Consider the following 19,428-nt stretch of genomic DNA (forward strand, 5'->3'; position numbering starts at 1 on the left):
CGAGTTGTGCGTTGCAACAATAGTGTCGTAATTAGCGACTTAATGCTTGAGGGGATAGGAAATATCCCGCCTAATTTCGCATATTCCCCGTTAATTCTGGAATATCGTTTCCTTATCCCGTAATTTTCGAAAAGTCGGCGACATTGTGCACTGCATCACGCACCCGCGCCAGCAGCGCGAGGCGAGTCGTGCGTTTGGCCGGATCGGCATCATCGACCGTGACGCTATCAAAGAAGGCATCGATCGGCGCGCGCAGCGTCGCGAGCGCGGCCATGGCGTCTTCGAAGCGTTCATCCGACACAGCCTCCGCCGCTCGCGGTTCCGCCGCATCGAGCGCGGCGATCATATCAGCTTCCGCTTTTTCGGGTTCGTAGGAAAGGGAAAAAGCGCCGTTCGTTTCGAGCGAAGTCGAGAAACCATCGGTTGCGCTATCCGTGTCTCGACTACGCTCGACACGAACGGAAGTGGGATCGTCCTTCTTGAGGATGTTGGCGGCGCGCTTGTAGCCAGCAAGCAGGTTGGCGCCGTCGTCGGTCGCCACGAAGGACTGGAGCGCCTTCACGCGCGCGAGCAGGCGGACGAGATCGTCCTCACCACCAAGCGCGAACACCGCGTCGATCAGGTCGTGACGGACGCCGGCTTCCTTCTGCTGGACCTTGAGGCGGTCGATAATAAAGGAGAAAGTGTCCATAGAGAGCGATTCAGCAACACGATGCAGATTCTGCTGATCGACCACCGCAGCCTGTTCGCGAGTTTCACCGTCACCAAACCCGTGGCCATATATCTCTTCAAAAAGAGCGAAAGCATCTGTCGCTGGTGACAACAGCGCCGAACCTTCAAACATTTTTACGAGCGGAACACGAAGTCCACCCGTCAGCACAATTGCTATCAGGCCGAGAGCGGCCCGCCTGAGCGCAAACGGATCTCTGGAGCCCGTCGGCTTCTCGTCGATTGCAAAAAAGCAACTGATGGTATCGAGCTTGTCCGCCAGCGACACCGCCACCGTGACCGGAGCAGTCGGCACGTCATCGCCCTGCCCGACCGGCTTGTAATGGTCGCGGATGGCGTCGGCAACGGCGTCGGGCAGGCCTTCCGCGCGGGCATAATAGCCGCCCATCACGCCCTGCAATTCGGGGAACTCGCCGACCATTTCGGTGACGAGATCTGCCTTGGCGAGGCGCGCGGCCTGTTCGGCGAGGTCGGCCAGCGCCTTTTTATCCTCGTCATTCCCGCGAAGGGGGGAAGCTATCTCCAGCGCTGTGTCCGGATGCGAGGTCGGGAGATGGGCCCCCGCCTTCGCGGGGGTGACGGTTGTGGTGGGGGTGACAATCCCCTCTTCCACCAGCCAGCGGGCAAGCTTGGCGACGCGCTCGACCTTGTCGGCGACGGTGCCCAGCTTTTCGTGGAAGGTGATGCGCTCCAGCTTTTTCGCGTGATCGGCGAGCTTCGTCTTGCGGTCCTGCTCCCAGAAGAAGCGGGCGTCGCTCAGACGCGCGGCCAGCACCTTGCGGTTGCCGGCGATGATCGCCGCGCCGCCATCTTTCGCCTCGATATTGGCGGTGCAGATGAAGGCGGGTGCCAGCTTCCCCGCCGCGTCGCGCAGCACGAAATATTTCTGGTTGATGCGCAGCGTCAGCTGGATGACTTCGGGCGGCACTTCCAGGAAGGCCGGGTCGAAATCGCCGAGCAGCGGCACCGGCCATTCGGTCAGGCCCGCATTCTCCGCGACCAGCCCCTTATCCTCGATCACGCTATAGCCATGCACGGCGGCCGCTTCGGCCGACTTCGCCTCGATGATCGACTGGCGCTCCTGATGGCTGACGATCACATGGCAGGCACGCAGCTTTTCGGCATAGTCATGCGCACCGCCGATGGTGATTTCGCCCGGATGATGGAAGCGATGGCCCAGCGTGGCGTAGCCGCTAGTGATGCCCTCCATCTCGATGTCGACCAGGTCTTCGCCCAGGATCGCGACGATGCCCTGCAACGGGCGGACCCAGCGCAGGCTTTCGGTCGTCTGGCTGGCGACGCCCCACCGCATCGACTTGGGCCAGGGGAAGGCGCGGATCACGGCGGGCACGGCTTCGGCCAGCACGTCGGCGGTAGCACGGCCGGGCTTGTTCACGACAGCGAAATAGACATCTTCGCGGACCTCAAGCTGGTCCTGGGTCAGGCCGGTCTTGCGCAGAAAGCCTTCGAGCGCCTGCGCGGGGGCGCTGGTGCGCGGGCCTTTATATTCCTCGCTCACCTCCGCGGTTTCGAGCGGCAGGTTGCGGGCGATCAGCGCCAGGCGGCGCGGCGTGACGAAGCTGTCGATGGCTTCGGGCTTGAGGCCGGCCTTCGCCAGCTCTTCGGTGAAGAGGCGTGCGAGGTCGTCGGAGGCCTTAAGCTGCATCCGGGCCGGAATTTCTTCACAGCGCAGTTCGAGGAGGAAATCGGTCATGCTGAAATATTCCGTTCGTCTCGAGCGAAGGCGAGAGACGTGAAGGACAGGCGGTGCGAACGTGTCTCGACTTCGCTCGACACGAACGGCTGTTGGTGAACTGCCGATTGCATCACGCAGCCCACCCGTTCACTTCCATCCACTTTTCGCAAGCACCCTTGGCGAGGTCGCGAACGCGGCCGATATAGCTGGCGCGTTCCTGCACCGAAATGACGCCGCGCGCCTGGAGCAGGTTGAACACATGGCTCGCCTTGATCGCCTGGTCATAGGCGGCGAGCGGAAGGCCGGCTTCAAGGCTCGCCTTGCACTCAGCTTCGGCGTCCCTGAACCAGCGGAACAGCTTTTCGGTGTCGGCGATCTCGAAATTCCATTTCGACATCTGCTGCTCATTGGCGAGAAACACGTCGCCATAGGTGACACCGGCGTCGTTGAATTTCAGGTCGTAGACGCTGTCGACGCCCTGAATATACATGGCGAGGCGCTCAAGGCCGTAGGTCAGCTCGCCCGCGACCGGCTTGCAGTCGAAACCGCCCATCTGCTGGAAATAGGTGAACTGGGTGACTTCCATGCCGTCGCACCAGACTTCCCAGCCAAGCCCCCAGGCGCCCAGCGTCGGGCTTTCCCAGTCATCCTCGACGAAGCGGATATCGTGGACCAGCGGATCGATGCCGATTTCCTTGAGCGACCCCAGATACAGTTCCTGAAGGTTCGCCGGGCTGGGCTTCATGATCACCTGATATTGGTAATAATGCTGGAGCCGGTTGGGATTTTCGCCGTAGCGACCGTCGGTCGGGCGACGGCTGGGCTGCACATAGGCGGCGTTCCAGGCGTTGGGGCCTAGGCTGCGCAGCGTGGTCGCGGGGTGGAAGGTGCCTGCGCCCACCTCCATGTCATAGGGTTGGAGAATGACGCAGCCCTGTTTCCCCCAATAGGCATGGAGGGTCAGGATCAAGTCCTGGAAGGAAAGCGCTTTGCCTTCGGCCACGGATGGTCCCTGTCAAATGATAGTGTTCAGATGTGGCGCGCCTTGGCGCATGGCTCCGGCAGGGTCAAGGAAAAGCGGCGGCAAACAGGGTTAAACGGCTTGCCCTGCGGGCGCGCGCTGCCCATGGAAGGGGAATGAAGATCATCCTCACCTTGCTCCGCAGCCTGTCCGTCGCGCTGCTGCTAATCGGCGGCGCGGCGCAGGCCCGTCCCGCATCCACCGCCACCCCCGCCCTATGGCAGGTGAAGGATCATGACACGACCATCTATCTGTTCGGCACCGTCCATGTGATGAAGCCGGGGATCGACTGGTTCAACGGTGGCGTGAAGAAGGCGTTCGAACGGTCCGACCAACTCGTGCTGGAGATTATCGAACCGGACGATCCCAATGCGCTGGGCGCGACCATGGCGGGCATGGCGATGGCGAAGGACGGGGTGAAACTGTCCGACCGGCTAACCCCCGATGCGCGGACGACCTATCAGGCGGCGATGGACGCCAACGGGATGCCGTGGCGTGCGTTCGACATTTTCAATCCATGGATGGCGGGCATGGCGCTGTCGGTCGCGCCGCTGGAGCGGCTGGGCTACAAAAATGATCTGGGCGCGGAGAAGATATTGCGCGGCGCCGCGCTGGCCGCGGGCAAGAAGGTCGACGCGCTGGAAACGGTGGAGCAACAGGTCGGCTTCTTCGCCGGCCTGCCGATGGAACAGCAGGTGCAGTTTCTGAATGCGACCGTCGAGGGCCTGCCGGAGATGGAGAAGGAGTTCGGCGACCTGCTGACCTATTGGCAGGCTGGCCAGCCGGACAAGCTGGCCAGGTCGATGAACGAATCGCTGGAGGCGACGCCGGAACTGGCGAAGGTGCTGCTGACCGGACGCAACGCCAATTGGGCCAAGTGGATCAAGGCGCGACTGGACCATCCGGGCACGGTCTTCGTCGCGGTGGGCGCGGGCCATCTCGCGGGCAAGGGCAGCGTGCAGGATCAGTTGAAGGCGCTGGGCGTAGCATCGCATCGCGTGAAGGAGTGACGCCATGCGGCTGATGATGCGCTTCCTTGGCCTTTTCGCCCTTACGCTGATCGCGGCCTGTGGCAAGGCGCCCGAGCCGCCGCCGGCGCAGGGCGGCCCGGCCCTGTGGCAGGTGCAGCGCGGCGAGTTGAAGGGCTGGCTGTTCGGGACGATCCATGTCCTGCCGAGCGGCGTCGCCTGGAACACGCCGGCGATTAGACAAGCAATGGAACAGGCCGACCGGCTGGTGCTGGAGGCGGCGGACCTTCAGGATGAGCAGAAGACACTGAGCCTGTTCGAGAAGATGGGACGTAGCCCGGACCTGCCGCCGCTGGAAGCGCGCGTGCCGGAGCAGGAGAAAGCTCCGCTGCTCAAGGCGTTGAGCGACGGCGGGACCAGTTCGCAACTGCTGTCGGGCTATGAAAGCTGGGCGGCGGCGATGCTGTTGTCGGCGGCGAGCCAGCAGGGGCTGGGCGTCAGCCAGGACGATGGCGTGGAGCCGGTGCTGATCCAAAGCTTCAAGAAGGCAGGCAAGCCGATCGAGGGGCTGGAGACGGTCGAGCGGCAGTTCGGCGCCTTCGACACCCTGCCCGAGGCCGCGCAGGCCAAGCTGCTGGTGCAGACGGTGCATGAAGCCAGGGACTTGAAGGCCTTATATGATCGCATTCTCAAAGCCTGGGTCAAGGGCGACATGGATGCGATCGCGAAGGAAGACCAGAATGGCGAGCAGCCCGATCCGGTGGTCGAGGAAGCCGTGCTGGTCGCGCGCAACCGCGACTGGGTGAAGGCGATCGAGGCGATGAAGGGACGGCCCTTCATTGCGGTGGGCGCGGGGCATCTGACCGGACGGGAAAATCTGATCGACCTGTTGAAGGCGCAGGGGTTTACGGTGACGCGGGTGCAGTGACGGCTCGTTCCTAACCCCGTTCGCTTCGAGCCCTTCGACTGCCTGCTTGCAGCAGGCGCTCAGGATAAACTTCATCCGCGGCGCGGATGAGGTCGAGAAGCGGTTAGCACGGCTCTGTGGGTTTCTCGACTTCGCTCGAAACGAACGGATGTCTTGAAGAGACCACCCCTTGCCTTTCCATCCCTTTCTGCTAAAGGGCCGCCTTCCCGTGATGGTCATCCCTGGAGGCGTGACGGGAAAATTGTATCAATCTGCTTTTGGAGACACGCAATGAGCGAGCAGCTTACGCTGTCGGCCGAGGCACGCGATCGGGCAGGCAAGGGAGCCTCCCGTGCTCTCCGCCGCGAGGGCCGCGTACCCGCCGTCATCTACGGTAACAATGAAGAACCCCTGTCGATCCACGTCGAGGAAAAGCTCCTCAACAAGCAGCTCGGCACCGGCCACTTCTTCAATTCGGTCATCATGGTCGAAGTCGGCGGCAAGACCGTCCGCACGCTCGCCAAGGACGTGGCCTTCCACCCCGTCACCGACCGTCCGCTGCACGCCGACTTCCTGCGCGTTTCGGAACATGCCACCGTGACCGTCGCGGTCCCCGTGCGCTTCGAGAATGAAGACGCCTCGCCGGGCCTGAAGAAGGGCGGCGTGCTCAACATCGTCCGTCACGAGATCGAACTGGTCGTCGACGCCGCCGAAATCCCAGAGGATGTCGTCGTCGACCTCAAGGGCTTCGAAGTCGGCGATTCGATCCACATCAGCGCGGTGACGCTGCCCAAGGGCGCGAAGACCGCGATCGACGATCGCGACTTCACCATCGCCACCATCGTTGCCCCGTCTGCGCTCAAGAGCGCCGAAGGCGACAACGAAACTCCGGCTGCCGAAGGCGAATAAGCCTTTTCCAGCGGCAAGGTTTTTGCTCAACCCCGTTCGGGCCACGCTCGGACGGGGTTTTGCTTTTCTGGAGGATGTTCATGCAGATCTGGGCCGGCCTCGGCAATCCGGGCGCGCAATATGCGATGCACCGGCACAATGTCGGCTTCATGGTCGCAGACCTGATCGCCGACATGCATCGCTTTTCCCCGCCCAGAAAACAGTTTCAGGGCTGGGTGCAGGAAGGACGGATCGGGCCGGAAAAGATCCTGCTGATCAAGCCCGCGACCTTCATGAACGAAAGCGGCCGATCAATCGGCGAGGCGATGCGCTTCTACAAGCTGACGCCGCAGGATGTGACGGTCTTCCACGACGAACTCGACCTGGCGCCGATGAAGGTCAAGGTGAAGCGTGGCGGCGGCAATGCCGGGCATAATGGCCTGCGGTCGACGGATGCGCATATCGGCGCGGATTTCCGCCGGGTGCGGATCGGCATCGGGCATCCGGGACACAAGGACAAGGTCCATGGTTATGTGCTGGGCAATTACGCCAAGAGCGAGATGAACGCACTGGCCGACATGCTGGGCGCGATCGGGGCGGAAGCCGAATGGCTGGCGAAGAATGACGACGTCCGCTTCATGAACGAGGTTGCGCTGCGGCTGGCATAGAAAAGGCGCCCGGCGGATGCCGGACGCCTTTCCGCGGAGCAAGGTCGCTCCTTCCCCTTTTAAACGATCACAAACTCGGCATTGGTCATCGCCAGCCCGGTCGAGATGCTGGCGAACTGCACCGCCGCCGTTGCGCCGGTGCCGTCCGCATCGAACAACAACGCACCGGTCGCGCTGTTGTAGATGATACGGTCCGACGCATCGGCGGCGGCGGCGCCGATATGGAAAGCTGACGCCGCAAGCGTGCCCAGAGCAAGACCGGTGAAAATCGCATCGTCCAGGTTGATCGTGTCTGCCGAAACCGAATAATCCGTAACAGTATCGACATTGCTCGCACCAAGAGCGCTGGCGAACAGGAAGATATCCGCCCCCGTTTGGCCAGTCAGCGTGTCCGAACCAGACCCGCCATTCAATCTGTCGTTACCGGAACCACCGATCAATGTGTCGCTGCCGCCATTGCCGATCAACGTATCGGCGCCGCTACCTCCCGAAAGGATATTATCAGCCGAGTTGCCCGTCAGGACGTCCACGAAATTGGAACCGGTGAGGTTTTCGATGCCCGAAAGCGCATCGCTTCCCACACTGCCAGTCGCCTGAACGCCTGAAACCTGGAGACTGACGGTAACGCCGACGCTGGCTGTAGCATAGCTGGCAGTGTCAATGCCGGTGCCACCGATCAACGTGTCATCGCCGACGCCGCCTTCCAAAAAATGTCGTTGTTGCCGCCACCATCGAGCGTATCGTTGCCGGCCAGACCGTAAATGACGTCATTGCCGCTGTTGCCGACCAGGACATTGGCCTCGGGCGAGCCGGTGATGTTGTCAATGCCCGCACCGCCAGTGACATTTTCCACGCTGGACAGCGAAATGCTGTAGCCGGGGAACACACTGTCCTCGAACTGGCCATCGACCAGGCTGACCGTCGCATTCAGACCATTGGTGCCGGAAAAGTCGAACGTGTCCGTGCCCGAACCACCGATGAAGACTTCGCCATAGCTGCCATTCCAGCCATTGACGATCCGCAGCGTGTCGTTGCCTTCCTCGTCATAGAAGAGGTCCTGACCGCTGCCCCCGTCGAACACATCGTTGAAGGCCCCGCCACGGAGCTGATCGTTGCCGGAACCGCCGCTGATGGTGTCATCGCTCGCACCCCCATCGATCCTGTCATTGCCGCCATTGCCGTTCAGAACATTTACGATGTCGCTGCCGTTGATAATGTCGTCCAGCTGAGTGCCATCGACATTTTCGACGCCGCTGATGCTCCAGGGACCGCCATAGAGCGGGTTATACTGCCACGTACCCGACGCCCCCAGAGTGACCACGGCGCCATAATAGGCCAGTTGCGCCGTACTGAAGACCGAATAGCCGCCCGGATTGAGGTCCAGCGTCAAATTGGTCGCGTAATTGGACAGATCGTAGGTGTCGACGCCACCGCCGTCCCAGATGGTAGCGAAGATGCGGTTGCCGCCCGGATCGATCGCGAGCGCGCCATCGATATAGGTCTCACCGCTTGTCGGGCTCCAACTATAGGTCGTGTTGCCGGCATTGACCGTATAATCGGCGCCATACATCGTCTGCAGGGCCGCTATGTCGAGCATCATGAAGCTCTGCGGCGCACCCCATTGTTCATAGCTGTAGCCGGTGAGCGGCGCGCCGACATAGCTGCGATAGGTCATGACCGAAAATTCGATCGAGTCCCACGCATAGGGCAGCGCGACATTGCTGGGACCGCCGGTTTCCTGGCCATGCTTCAGGCCAAGCGAATGGCCCAATTCGTGGAACATGGTGTGCCAGGCATAATTGCCCGCGACCGGGTTCTTCAGCGTGTAGATGATTGAATCATAGGCGTTGCCGAAGAAAGTGTCGCCGGCATAGATGCTGTTGTCCGGATAATAGGCATAGGCGGTGCCCGGATCACTCGAATTGGCGCCACGGATCGTGGCCGTGCTCGACCCCGCACCGCTATAGTCCAGCCCCAGATTGGTGAAGCCTTCCACGGAAAGACCGGCAGCCCCCGCCAACTGGGGTGTAGACCGCCTGGTTGAGCGCGGAATGCATCGCAATCATCTGGGCGGCGGTGAATTGCGAAAAGCCTTCATTCTGCGCACTGATGCCGTCGCCGTCACCGTCCGAAGAATAGCCCGCCTGATAGTCGGCCGGCGAGTCCGTGTCGGCATAGCTGATAAACGAGCCGGCCCATTTGACCCCGCTCAAAATGCCATCGATCCTGGCGTCGCCGGTCCCGCCCTTGTCCTGCGGCAGGCTGGCGGCCGTTCCCGTCGTCGGCGGGGTCATGACATCCTGCGGATAAAGCAGCAAAATATCACTGCGAACCTGCGCATTGCCCACGAGCGACCAAAGATCGGACGCGGTGCTGAGCGGGTAAGAAGACGGATTAACGGACGAGGAATCATCGTCCTGATTCAACAGAACCTTAGTCGGTCCAGCCCCTGTGACCTTGAGCATACATCCTCCTGCTTGAAGCTTGGGATGACACGTTCACTGTGCCCTTTGGCGACCGCTATGAGCGAGGTAATGACATTATTTCGCCAGACTGCCAAGCGCAACATTTCACAACATTTTCAATGCTATAGAAATGTGACAGAGCCATGCCATTGGGAATCTTCAGTTAAATAAAAAATTAAACCAGTATAATGATTGATCATTTCTTGGACTCATAGCGAATAGTAGGAAACAACCGATTGTTTCGATGCCATTTATTCGATAGCAGAGCAGCAACATTATCCGCCGGAACGGTGGAAACTTCAGCCGGGCCGCTGATCTTTGATCAGTGGGGCCGCCCCTCTTTCAGCAGGCGGGCGACGCGACGCTCGGCTTCCCGGGCGAGCGGATGGTCGGGATTGCGCGCGGCGAAAAGCCGATAAGCCGTCACGTCATTGCGTTGCTCGGCTTCCGCAAATTGTGCGCGGACGGCTTGCTCCGCATCCCCTGGCGTCGGCATGACGCCGCCCGTCCCCGGCGGCGCGCCGCGATGTGTGTCGGGAACGTCAGTCCGTTGCGGCGTAGGCGTCGGGTCCACACCATGCGCTCGCGCGGCCGCATGGCCAGCGGCTGAGCCAATGCTCAAGGAGAGAGCTAGAAGAACGGCATGGTGCGACATGGGACAGGTCCCGATGGGTTGCCTGTCCCATCTATCATGGACGTGCCGGCCAACCAATTCCCTATTCGCGAAACGCCGTCTCGCTAAGGCGCGTAAGGGGCGTCAGGATATAGGCCAGGATCGACCGCTTGTCGCCGAGCAGACTGACATCCGCGCCCATGCCGGGACCAATAGCGAGTCGCCGTCCCGAATCATCGGTGATCGCATCACTCTTCGTGCGCACGCGCACGAGATAATGGCTGTCCCCGGTGCGCTCATTCACCACGGCGTCAGGGGATATGGCCACGACATTGCCCTCCATAGATCCATAGATGGCGCTGTCATAGGCGGAAATCTGCACTTTCGCCTTCTGCCCCAGCTTGACCGAGGCGATGTCCTTGGCGGCGACGGCGGCCTCGACCAGCAGGCTGTCGCGGCCCGGCACCATTTCCAGCAGCGGATCGCCAGGGCGGACGCTGCCACCCACGGTGGTCACGAACACGCGGTTGATCCGCCCGTCGACCGGCGCGCGGACGACGGTGCGGGTGAGCTTATATTCATAGGCCGGCATCGTCGCCTGGCGCACCGACATATCGGCGCGGGCGGCGGTCAGTTCGTCGGCGGCGCGAGCCAGCCAGTCGCGCTTCTGCTGCTGCGCGCTCGCCTGCGACTCCGCCAGCACCGAACGTGCCCGGCCAAGCGCGGCCGCGGCGCCCGCCGCCTCGCTGCTCGATACGGCGAAACTGTTCTGCGCCTGAAGCAGCGAACGACGCGGCTCAATCCCCTCCTGCACCAGCGGTCGGATGAGGTTGAGGTCGGCGCGAGCGGTTTCGCGGGCGGAAATGCGGGCCTCCTCGGCCGCGCTTGCCTCGCTGATGGCACGCTGGGCCTGAGAGACGCGGGCCGCAGCGACATTGTTGATGCTCGCCAGTTCGGCGATGCGCGAGCGATAGAGGCTAAGCTCCACCGCGATCTGGCTGGCCATCAGCGGGTTGCGCGCCTGCGGGAAGATCGGCGTGCGACCGGCAATCTCCGCCTCCAGCCGGGCGATCTTGAACTGAAGCGCATCGCTGCTGGCGCGGTTGCTTTCCAGTTCGGCGCCGGGCTGGACGGGACTGAGGCGGACCAGCGGCGCGCCGCGCTTCACATCCTGTCCGGTGCGGACCAGGATCGATTCAACCACCCCGCCCTCCAGGTTGGAAATCACCTGAAGCTGCGAACTGGGGATGACCCTGCCCACAGCGCGGACTGTCCGGTCAATTTCGGTCAACCAGGCCCAGATCAGGAAGATCAGGAAGAAGGCGGCGATGATCCAGAGGATGATATTGGCCGGAACGCGCGGTTTGATCGTGGTCGCGGGCGGCTGGAAGGGCAATTCGGCGCTCATGCGGCTTTCCCCCTGGTCAGGCGCTGCAACACCGCATCGCGCGGGCCGTCGGCGACGATCTTGCCTCGATCCAGCACGACGATACGGTCGACCATGGTGAGCAGCGACGTGCGATGGGTGATGAGCAGCAGGGTGCGCCCCGTCACTTCGGGCTGGAGCCGGGCGATGAGATCGGTTTCGGTCTGCGCGTCCATTGAGCTGCTCGGCTCGTCGAAGATCAGGATCGGCGGACGCCCGGCAATGGCGCGGGCGATGGCGATCGACTGGCGCTGGCCGCCCGACAGGCCGTCGCCGCGATCGGCGAGGCGCAGGTCATAGCCGTTGGCGATCTGTCCCATGAAGCGATGGGTGCCGCTGATCTCGGCCGCGCGGATCATCTCCTCCTGCTCGACACCGGGGCGATCAAGGCAGATATTCTGGCGGACCGACCCTGCGATCAGCACATTGTCCTGCATCCCCGCGCCGATCAGCTTGCGCAATTCGATCGGGTCATATTGGCGCACGTCGATCCCGTCGATCAGCACCACGCCTTCCTCGGGTTCATAGAGGCCAAGCACCAGTCGCGCGAGGGTGGACTTGCCCGATCCGACGCGGCCCAGAAAGCCGACCCGCTCGCCGGGCTTGATGGCGAGGCTGACGCCTTCCAGCGCCTTTTCGGGCGCGCCGGGATAGCGAAAGGAGACGTTGCGCAGTTCGACCGCCCCCTCCAGCCGGGCGGGGTGAAGCGCGTCCCCCCGCGGCCCTTCGGTCGGGGTCTCCATCAGCGTGTTGATCTGGCGATAGGCGACGCGCGTGGCCGACAAGCGCGAGAGCAAGGTAGCGATCTGCGCCAGCGGCGCGAGCGCACGGCCGCACAGGATCGAACAGGCGAGCAGTGCGCCGGTGGTGATCGCATGGTCGCGCAACAGACCCACGCCGACGATGATGATGCCGCAATAGGCGATGGTCGACGCGCTGCTGGCGACGGTCATCGGCACGGCAGCGGCCAGGCGCTGGCCCAGCGAGCTTTCCGAATGGCTGACGAGCGCGGCCTGCCAGCGGCGGCTCAGCATCGGCCCGGCGCCGATCGCCTTCACCGTCTCCAGGCTGCCGATCGCCTCCACCAGCACCGATTGCTTGGCGAGGCCGTCCCCCAGGCTGCGGGCGGACAGGCGGTCGAGCGCAGGCGTCGCCAGCAGCCCCGCGCCGATCACCAGTGGGATCATCGCCAGCGGCAGCAGAACCAGCACACCGCCCAGCAAGGCAATCACGGCCAGGGTCACGATGATGAAGGGCACGTCGATGATGGCGGTCAGCGTGACCGAGGCGAAAAAGTCGCGCAGCGTCTCCAGTTCCCGCATCAGGCCGGTCAGCGTGCCGGTCGACCCGCGCCTTTTGTCCAGCCGCAGCGCGAGCAGGCGCGCGAACAGGGTTTCGCCCACATCATGGTCGATATTGGCCCCGGCGATATCGACGAAATAGACACGCAACAGCCGCAGCACGAAGTCGAAGACGATGACGAAGACCAGCCCGATGCTCAGCCCGACCAACGAGGAGGAACCGTCATTGGGAACGATGCGGTCATAGACCGTCATGGTGAAAAGCGAGGAGACGAGCGCGAAAATGTTGATCAGCGCCGCCGCGACCGCGACCTTCATATAGATCGCCTTGTTGCGCAGCATCGGTTCGATCAGCCAGGGCGCGAAGCGGGGCCTGGCGGTGGCGAGCAATGGCTCCTCGGTCATGGCATGGGGTTCCCGTCATTGCGCCCGTCGGCCGGATCGACCCGGATCGACAGTTCGTCCAGCAGCCGCCCTGCCCTGGCCAGCAGGATGAAGCGCGACAGGTCGCGTTCCGCCAGCGTCTGGACATAGGTCGCGATGGAATAGAAATACGTGTCTTCGGAATTGATGAGGTCGAACAGCGTGCCGCCCGAGGTGGCGAACCGGGTCGCATAGACGTCGCGATTGGTGCGGCTGGCCAGATAGGCGGCCTCCGCCGCCATGAGTTGCGCCTCCAAGCCCCTGACGTCCGACCAGGCCATTTCGGCATCGCGCAAAGCCTCCCGACGGATGCGCGCGGCATAGGCGTCGGCCCCATCGGCGCGCGCGGTCGCCTGGTCCGCCCTGGCGTTGAGGCCCGCCCCGATCTGCGCGCGCAGAATGAGGCGGCCGCGCACATCATAGTCGCTGCTATTTTCGAACACGCCATAGCGTCCGGCATCCACACCGGCGGCGATGGTCGGCAGCCGTTCCGCCCGGACGGCGCGCGATTCCTGCCGGGCGGCGCGCGCCTCCGCATCCGCCTTCTCGACCGCGGGTGAACGCAGGACAAGCGCCTCCAACGTTTCGTGGTCCAATATGTCGGCGGCGGGCAAGGGCACCCGCATCAGAGTGTCGGGAACGTCATGCCCGGCGAGCGCGCGATATTGCGCCTCCGCACTGGCGCGATCGCGACGGAAGCTGGCGAGGCGAGTCTGGATCGTCGCGATCGAGCTGTCGATCCGGGGCAGATCGCCCCTGGCGGAAAAACCCTGCGCGATGCGCCGTTCGACCGCCGCGCGCAATTCGGTCTGGCGCTGGGCATATTCGAGCGCCGCCTGCTCCATCAGTCGTTGCGCCAGAATGGAATACCAGGCGGTCACGACCCGGAGCGCGACGTCCGTGCCATAGCCCAGCTTGGCCGTCCGTGCCGCCTCGACCCGCGCATTGCCCGCATTGATACGGCTCGAAGTGGCGCCGAAATCCAACAGTCGCTGGCGGACGGACGCCGAGGCGTCGGTTCGTCCCTCCGGTCGGGATCGTTCGATGATATTGCCCGGATCGTTGGAGAAATTTCGGGCAAAGGAGCGATTGGCATCCACCGTCAGGTCGACGCTGGGGAAAAGCGCCGATCGGGCCTGCACGCGCGCGGCTTCCGCTTCGCGCTCGCCGGCGCGCGCTTCGTCAAGCAGCGCATTGGTCTGGACGGCGGCCTCCACCTCTTCACGGAAGGGCGCGATCGGTCCGACCTGCTTGGCAAGGTCCAGCAACGGATCCGAACGGACCGGATTGGAAAAAGGTTCGGGATTAGGCGGGAGCAACAGATTTGGTTGCGATTCCGTAGCAAAACTAACGTCCGGCAACGACAGGGCTATTGCCATGGCGCTCACCGCCGGCATCCATCCAGCACAAATGGCCAGCCTTTCCCAAGGCCGTCTTTCCCTCAACAAAAGCCTGACACCCCAACACCACGCAAATTCCCTCCCCCACATGGTCTTTCCTCACAGGAAGAGACATCATGTGCGAGCGCGGCCCGGCTTCTATATGCCTGATGTGACAATGGCGCGCAACGCGCTTCACCGCGGCCCGGGAGGCGTTCGTCATTCAAACAGGGATTGTCATCTCCGTGGGAATGGCGACCTGCCCCCGTGTCGCCTGGATGGTGCGGGTGGTCGGGCTCGAACCGACACTCCTTTCGGAACCGGATTTTGAGAGACCGGATATCCCCTATCCTTTGTGCCGCCGAGGGTATCCGTTTTCCCGATAACCGACTGTCAGCACTAGCTTTTTTCGGTTCTCGAAACACACATACCTAACCGGCTGTACGCTACGGTTGGCTTTCTAGGTGCACCTATTCTGCACCTGAAATCCGACCTCAACGGAGGTTAGGAATGCCCAAAATCAAACTCACAAAGACCGCTGTCGACGCCGCAACCCCGCAAGAGCGCGATTACGAACTCCGGGATACGACGATACCCGGGTTCCTTGTCAAGGTCACCCCGACCGGTCGCAAGATTTTCATGGTGGCCTATGTCGCCCACAACGGACAACGCCGAAAACCCGCTATAGGCCGCTATGGCGAGATCACCGTCGAGCAGGCCCGAGGTATCGCTCAGGACTGGTTGGCCGAAGTTCGTCGTGGCGTCGATCCCAGCGCCGAGCGGGCCACCGCTCGCCAGGCGCCCACGGTCAAGGAACTCTTCGATCGGTTCATCACCGACTACTCAGAAAGCCGCAACAAGCCGTCCACCGTCCATTCGAACCGCGGCTATGGCAAGCGCTACATCATCCCGGTGCTCGGCCAACTGAAGGTCCCCGACGTCACCCGCGCCGACATCTCGAACCTGATGAAGAAGATGTCGAAGAAGCCTACGAACGCGAACCGCGTACTGGCCGCTGTGCGGAAGATGTTCAACATGGCCGAGGTCTGGGGTATGCGCCCCGACGGGTCGAACCCGTGCCGCCACGTCCCGAAGTATCCGGAACGGGGAAAGACACGGCTGATCACCGATAGCGAGATGAAGAAGCTCTTTGCGTATCTCGGGCGCGCCGAGGCGGAGGGGCTTGAGCATCCGTTCATCCTGCTGGCCATACGGCTGCAGTTCGAATTTGCCGCGCGCATGTCGGAGATCCTCCAGCTCGAATGGTCGTGGGTCGATTACGACAACCGGCGCGTCGTCTGGCCTGACAGCAAGACCGGCGGCATGTCCAAACCCATGAGCGCCGAAGCGCTCCGGCTCTTCGAGACCGCGCCCAGACTTGAGGAGTCGGCCTTTGTGTGCCCGTCGATCTTCGACCCGAACCTGCCGATGTCGAAGCACACCTACTATCAGGGCTGGCGGCGCATCCTTGAGCGTGCGGGTCTCCCGCATATTGGAACGCATGGCATCCGGCATCGCTCGGCGACCGACATTGCCAACTCCGGCATCCCAGTGAAGGTCGGCATGGCGCTCACCGCCCACAAAACGGTGACCATGTTCATGAAGTACGTCCACACCGAGGACGACCCGGTCCGTGCCGCGGCGGAAGCGGTGAACCAGCGACGACAGGCTTTGCTTGGAGACCACCCTGCGAGCCCGTCTCCCTCGCCGAAGCCGACGCCGGTTGTCGACGTGCCGTCGGTGGCGCCCGAGGTCGAGGTTATTGAGCCGGCGCTCACCGCGGCCGGCAAACCTCTTGGCTACGAGGACGGCCAGTACGGCTCACGCACCAAGCTCGGCAACTATCGGCCGTTCCGTCATCGCTCTGGGGAAAACCGCGCCGTCCCTCCCGGCACGAAGCGCGACGAGACAAAGGAGGCGAGCCATGCGTAAGGACGCCAATCCGCAGCGCCGCTGGCCTACGCCTGACATCCTGTGCCGCGCTAGGTTTGTCGACGATGCGGGACCAATTCGTTTCGTCGATACCGAGGCGGCCGCGCGTTACCTCGCCCTCGAAGCACACACATTGGAGTGCTACCGCTCCCTGGGAGGCGGTCCAGCCTACCACAAGTTCGGCAAATGGGTCCGCTATGCGGTCGACGATCTCGACGCCTGGGCGAAGAGCTGCCGTCGCTCCACGACGGCCTCGCCAGCGGCGCCTCGTACCCTTCCCATTGACCGGATATAGGTTCTAACCTATATGGAATGGGATGTCGAATTCCACCCTGCCTTCGAGGCCGAGGTTCTGACTTTTGAGCGTGATGTCCGCATCACGTTGATCGCCGCCGCCAGGCTGTTGGCCGACTACGGTCCCCAGCTTGGCCGGCCTCACGCCGACACGCTCAAGGGATCAAAACACGCCAATATGAAGGAGTTGCGGTTCGAGGGCGGCGACGGCGAATGGCGCGCGGCCTTCGCCTTCGATCCCGAGCGAAAGGCCATCGTCCTTGTGGCGGGCGACAAATCTGGCGTCAGTCAGAAACGCTTCTACAAGACGCTGATCGCAAAGGCGGATCTACGGTTTTCAGAGCATCTGGAAAGCCTGAAATCCGCAAAGAAGGGCAAATGAGATGGGCCGGAGCCTGAAGGACATCATCGCCGCGCTTCCGCCCGAAGAGCAGGAAGCCATTGACGCCCGCTATCAGGATCTGAAGCAGGAAGTGGAAGGCCTGCGCGAGTTACGGCAGATCGCGGGCAAGGCTCAGGCTGAGATCGCCTCGGCCCTCAATATCAAGCAGCCCTCGGTTTCCCAGATCGAGCGGCAAACGGATATGTATCTCTCGACCCTCCGCAGCTATGTTGAGGCCGTGGGCGGAGAACTGGAATTGACGGTCAAGCTGCCGCAGCGACCTACATTGCGGATTCACCAGCTCGGCGACGCCGGCGCTGCTCCTCAGATATCGGCTCGCCGCCCCCGTACGCGTGCGCAGATCGGCGGCCGCCGTGGCCGCTAGTTGTCCGACGAGGATCACCCTGGCGTTTCGAAGCGGCGGTGCCTGCGCTTCCGAAATGTGGCAAGCATCTCACCGACGACGCCTAGGCGGGTTGGCGAGGCGGCCGTCCTGACTACAGTATCTCGTGTTTTAGAAGATCTTCCAGCCAGTCCGCGAAAACCTGCAGGCGCCGCGACAAGTGCTGCCGATGCGGATACAGCAGCGCCATCGGCATCGGCGCGGCGCGATATTCCGACATCACCTCGACCAGTTCGCCGGCGGCAAGATGTAATCTCACGTCGTAGGCGGGGATCTGGATCAGGCCGAGTCCGGCAAGGCAACAGGCTATATAGGCTTCGGCGCTGTTCACGCTCACGCGTCCCCGAACGGGCAGCAACCGAACCTCGTCGTCCTCCAGCCACTCCCAGTCCTCGACCTTTCCGGTGGTTGGGGAGGCATAGTTGACGGCAAAATGCGTGCCTAGCTCGGTCGGCTGCTCCGGGACGCCATGTTCGGCGAGATAGGCCGGGCTCGCGACATTGATCAGCGGTAGATCGCCGATCCGGCGCGCGACCAATCCGGAATCACTCAGCGGACCGACGCGCAACACGCAGTCGACGCTCTCCTCGACGAGATCGATCGTCCGATCCGTGACCCGCAATTCGATGTCGAGCTGGGGGTAGCGGGCGAGAAAAGCCGGCAATGCCGGGGCGACGATCAGCCGTCCGATACGACCAGGCACATCGACCCTCAGCTTGCCGCTCGGTCCGGAAGACGTTTGCCGAAAGAGACCCTCCGCGTCTTCGACATCGGCGATCAATCGCAGGCAACGCTCGTAAAACGCCGCCCCATCCTGCGTCGGCGACACCTTGCGCGTCGTACGGTGAAGGAGGCGTGCGCCAACGCGTCCCTCCAGCTCGATCACCGCCGCAGAGACCGATGATCTTGGCAGGCCAAGCGTATCGGCGGCGCGTGTAAAGCTAGCGCATTCAACGACGCGGGTGAAAGTCCGAAAAAGATCAATACGGTCCAAGGCAGCGCACTCTTAATTGTCCGCTATTTCTGACAGGTGATGTCAGAATGAACGGCTTTATAAGGCTTTTATAGACGATATCCTGCGATGCCGAAAGCGGTCGCGTTAGTGGCCGTCCAAACCCCGAAGGAGGCCAGAAGCATGACCGATCACAGCATCAAGGGAAAAACCGTACTGATCGCCGGCGGCGCGAAGAATCTGGGCGGACTGATTGCCCGCGATCTCGCGCAACAGGGCGCCAAGGCGGTGGCGGTGCACTACAACACGGACGCGACCAAGGCGGCCGCCGATGAAACTGTCGCCGCCATCACCGCCGCCGGCGCGACGGGCGTCGCCTTCCAGGGCGACCTCACCACGGCGGGGGCGGTCGAGAAGCTGTTCGCCGATACGGTTGCCGCCATCGGCCGGCCCGACATCGCGGTCAACACGGTCGGCAAGGTCTTGAAGAAGCCCTTCGTCGAGATCACCGAGGCCGAATATGACGAGATGACCGCGGTCAATTCGAAGTCCGCCTTCTTCTTCCTCAAGGAGGCCGGCAAGCACGTCAACGACAACGGCAAGATCGTCACGCTCGTCACCTCGCTGCTCGGCGCCTACACGCCGTTCTACGCGGCCTATGCCGGCACCAAGGCGCCGGTCGAGCATTTCACGCGCGCAGCTTCCAAGGAATTCGGCGAGCGCGGCATCTCGGTGACGGCGATCGGTCCTGGTCCGATGGACACGCCCTTCTTCTACCCGGCCGAGGGCGAAGACGCCGTCGCCTATCACAAGACGGCGGCTGCGCTGTCGAAGTTCTCCAAGACCGGTCTCACCGACATCGAGGATATCGTCCCCTATATCCGCTTCCTCGTTTCAGACGGCTGGTGGATGACCGGCCAGACCATTCTCGTCAACGGCGGCTACACCACCAAGTGAGCCGGGGGCGGGGGGGCCTTGGCC

Annotated in this window: 19 protein-coding genes; 9 read left to right on the forward strand and 10 right to left on the reverse strand. The window is 62.7% G+C overall.

Annotated features, from left to right (window positions below):
- Positions 1–112: 112 nt before the first annotated feature.
- A complete protein-coding gene (glyS, locus tag AC58EF_RS21660) occupies positions 113–2,443 on the reverse strand; it encodes a glycine--tRNA ligase subunit beta (protein WP_497278509.1) in 2,331 nt (776 codons plus the stop codon).
- A gap of 112 nt (positions 2,444–2,555) precedes the next feature.
- On the reverse strand, positions 2,556–3,428 hold the full coding sequence (locus tag AC58EF_RS21665) for a glycine--tRNA ligase subunit alpha (protein WP_497278510.1): 873 nt from the start codon (positions 3,426–3,428) through the stop codon (positions 2,556–2,558).
- Between the two features lie 134 nt (positions 3,429–3,562).
- On the opposite strand from AC58EF_RS21665, the gene AC58EF_RS21670 reads away from it, so the two are divergent.
- The 4 genes from AC58EF_RS21670 (at position 3,563) to pth (ending at position 6,877) form a co-directional block, all read left to right on the forward strand.
- Positions 3,563–4,456 carry a TraB/GumN family protein gene (locus AC58EF_RS21670; protein WP_497278511.1) on the forward strand — a complete coding sequence of 298 codons (894 nt, stop codon included), beginning with the start codon at positions 3,563–3,565 and terminating at the stop codon, positions 4,454–4,456.
- 4 nt (positions 4,457–4,460) lie between these two features.
- A complete protein-coding gene (locus AC58EF_RS21675) occupies positions 4,461–5,342 on the forward strand; it encodes a TraB/GumN family protein (protein WP_497278513.1) in 882 nt (293 codons plus the stop codon).
- 270 nt (positions 5,343–5,612) lie between these two features.
- A complete protein-coding gene (locus tag AC58EF_RS21680) occupies positions 5,613–6,230 on the forward strand; it encodes a 50S ribosomal protein L25/general stress protein Ctc (protein ID WP_497278514.1) in 618 nt (205 codons plus the stop codon).
- A gap of 80 nt (positions 6,231–6,310) precedes the next feature.
- Positions 6,311–6,877, forward strand: coding sequence for an aminoacyl-tRNA hydrolase (pth, locus tag AC58EF_RS21685; protein WP_497278516.1), 567 nt, complete (start codon positions 6,311–6,313; stop codon positions 6,875–6,877).
- Positions 6,878–6,936: 59 nt separating this feature from the next.
- Here pth and AC58EF_RS21690 read toward each other — a convergent pair whose 3' ends face one another.
- The 7 genes from AC58EF_RS21690 to AC58EF_RS21720 all read right to left on the reverse strand — a co-directional run bounded on the left by AC58EF_RS21690 (position 6,937) and on the right by AC58EF_RS21720 (position 14,424).
- Positions 6,937–7,557: a calcium-binding protein gene (locus AC58EF_RS21690; protein ID WP_497278517.1), complete on the reverse strand. Its 621-nt coding sequence runs from the start codon at positions 7,555–7,557 to the stop codon at positions 6,937–6,939.
- Positions 7,554–8,873, reverse strand: a complete 1,320-nt coding sequence (locus AC58EF_RS21695; RefSeq protein ID WP_497278519.1) for a M10 family metallopeptidase C-terminal domain-containing protein — start codon at positions 8,871–8,873, stop codon at positions 7,554–7,556. The genes AC58EF_RS21690 and AC58EF_RS21695 overlap by 4 nt, the downstream gene beginning before the upstream one ends.
- The gene (locus AC58EF_RS21700; RefSeq protein ID WP_497278520.1) at positions 8,839–9,342 is read right to left on the reverse strand and encodes a hypothetical protein; all 504 of its coding nucleotides are present in this window, start codon (positions 9,340–9,342) and stop codon (positions 8,839–8,841) included. The genes AC58EF_RS21695 and AC58EF_RS21700 overlap by 35 nt, the downstream gene beginning before the upstream one ends.
- Before the next feature lie 322 nt (positions 9,343–9,664).
- Positions 9,665–9,964: a hypothetical protein gene (locus AC58EF_RS21705; RefSeq protein WP_497278521.1), complete on the reverse strand. Its 300-nt coding sequence runs from the start codon at positions 9,962–9,964 to the stop codon at positions 9,665–9,667.
- A gap of 94 nt (positions 9,965–10,058) precedes the next feature.
- Positions 10,059–11,363, reverse strand: coding sequence for an HlyD family type I secretion periplasmic adaptor subunit (locus AC58EF_RS21710; RefSeq protein WP_497278523.1), 1,305 nt, complete (start codon positions 11,361–11,363; stop codon positions 10,059–10,061).
- Positions 11,360–13,087, reverse strand: coding sequence for an ATP-binding cassette domain-containing protein (locus tag AC58EF_RS21715; RefSeq protein WP_497278525.1), 1,728 nt, complete (start codon positions 13,085–13,087; stop codon positions 11,360–11,362). Before AC58EF_RS21715 ends, AC58EF_RS21710 begins: the two co-directional genes overlap by 4 nt.
- Positions 13,084–14,424 (reverse strand): TolC family protein, encoded by a 1,341-nt coding sequence (locus AC58EF_RS21720; RefSeq protein WP_497278526.1) that lies wholly within the window; start codon positions 14,422–14,424, stop codon positions 13,084–13,086. The genes AC58EF_RS21715 and AC58EF_RS21720 overlap by 4 nt, the downstream gene beginning before the upstream one ends.
- A 570-nt stretch (positions 14,425–14,994) precedes the next feature.
- Between AC58EF_RS21720 and AC58EF_RS21725 the strand changes: the two genes are divergently transcribed.
- The 4 genes from AC58EF_RS21725 to AC58EF_RS21740 are packed head-to-tail and all read left to right on the forward strand — an operon-like array spanning position 14,995 to position 17,477.
- Complete coding sequence (locus AC58EF_RS21725) at positions 14,995–16,416, forward strand: tyrosine-type recombinase/integrase (protein ID WP_497278527.1); 1,422 nt, start codon at positions 14,995–14,997, stop codon at positions 16,414–16,416.
- Positions 16,409–16,711, forward strand: coding sequence for a helix-turn-helix domain-containing protein (locus AC58EF_RS21730; RefSeq protein ID WP_497278529.1), 303 nt, complete (start codon positions 16,409–16,411; stop codon positions 16,709–16,711). The genes AC58EF_RS21725 and AC58EF_RS21730 overlap by 8 nt, the downstream gene beginning before the upstream one ends.
- Positions 16,712–16,723: 12 nt before the next feature.
- The gene (locus tag AC58EF_RS21735; RefSeq protein WP_497278531.1) at positions 16,724–17,092 is read left to right on the forward strand and encodes a type II toxin-antitoxin system RelE/ParE family toxin; all 369 of its coding nucleotides are present in this window, start codon (positions 16,724–16,726) and stop codon (positions 17,090–17,092) included.
- 1 nt (position 17,093) lies between these two features.
- Positions 17,094–17,477 carry an XRE family transcriptional regulator gene (locus tag AC58EF_RS21740; protein WP_497278533.1) on the forward strand — a complete coding sequence of 128 codons (384 nt, stop codon included), beginning with the start codon at positions 17,094–17,096 and terminating at the stop codon, positions 17,475–17,477.
- Between the two features lie 112 nt (positions 17,478–17,589).
- Here the strand turns inward: AC58EF_RS21740 and AC58EF_RS21745 are convergent, their stop codons facing one another.
- Positions 17,590–18,489: a LysR family transcriptional regulator gene (locus tag AC58EF_RS21745; protein ID WP_497278535.1), complete on the reverse strand. Its 900-nt coding sequence runs from the start codon at positions 18,487–18,489 to the stop codon at positions 17,590–17,592.
- A 141-nt stretch (positions 18,490–18,630) separates the two neighbouring features.
- Here AC58EF_RS21745 and AC58EF_RS21750 point away from each other — a divergent pair, with 141 nt between their 5' ends.
- Positions 18,631–19,404, forward strand: a complete 774-nt coding sequence (locus tag AC58EF_RS21750; protein ID WP_497278537.1) for an SDR family oxidoreductase — start codon at positions 18,631–18,633, stop codon at positions 19,402–19,404.
- The last annotated feature ends 24 nt before the right edge of the window (positions 19,405–19,428 follow it).

This window comes from Sphingobium sp. WR1 (genome assembly GCF_059693745.1).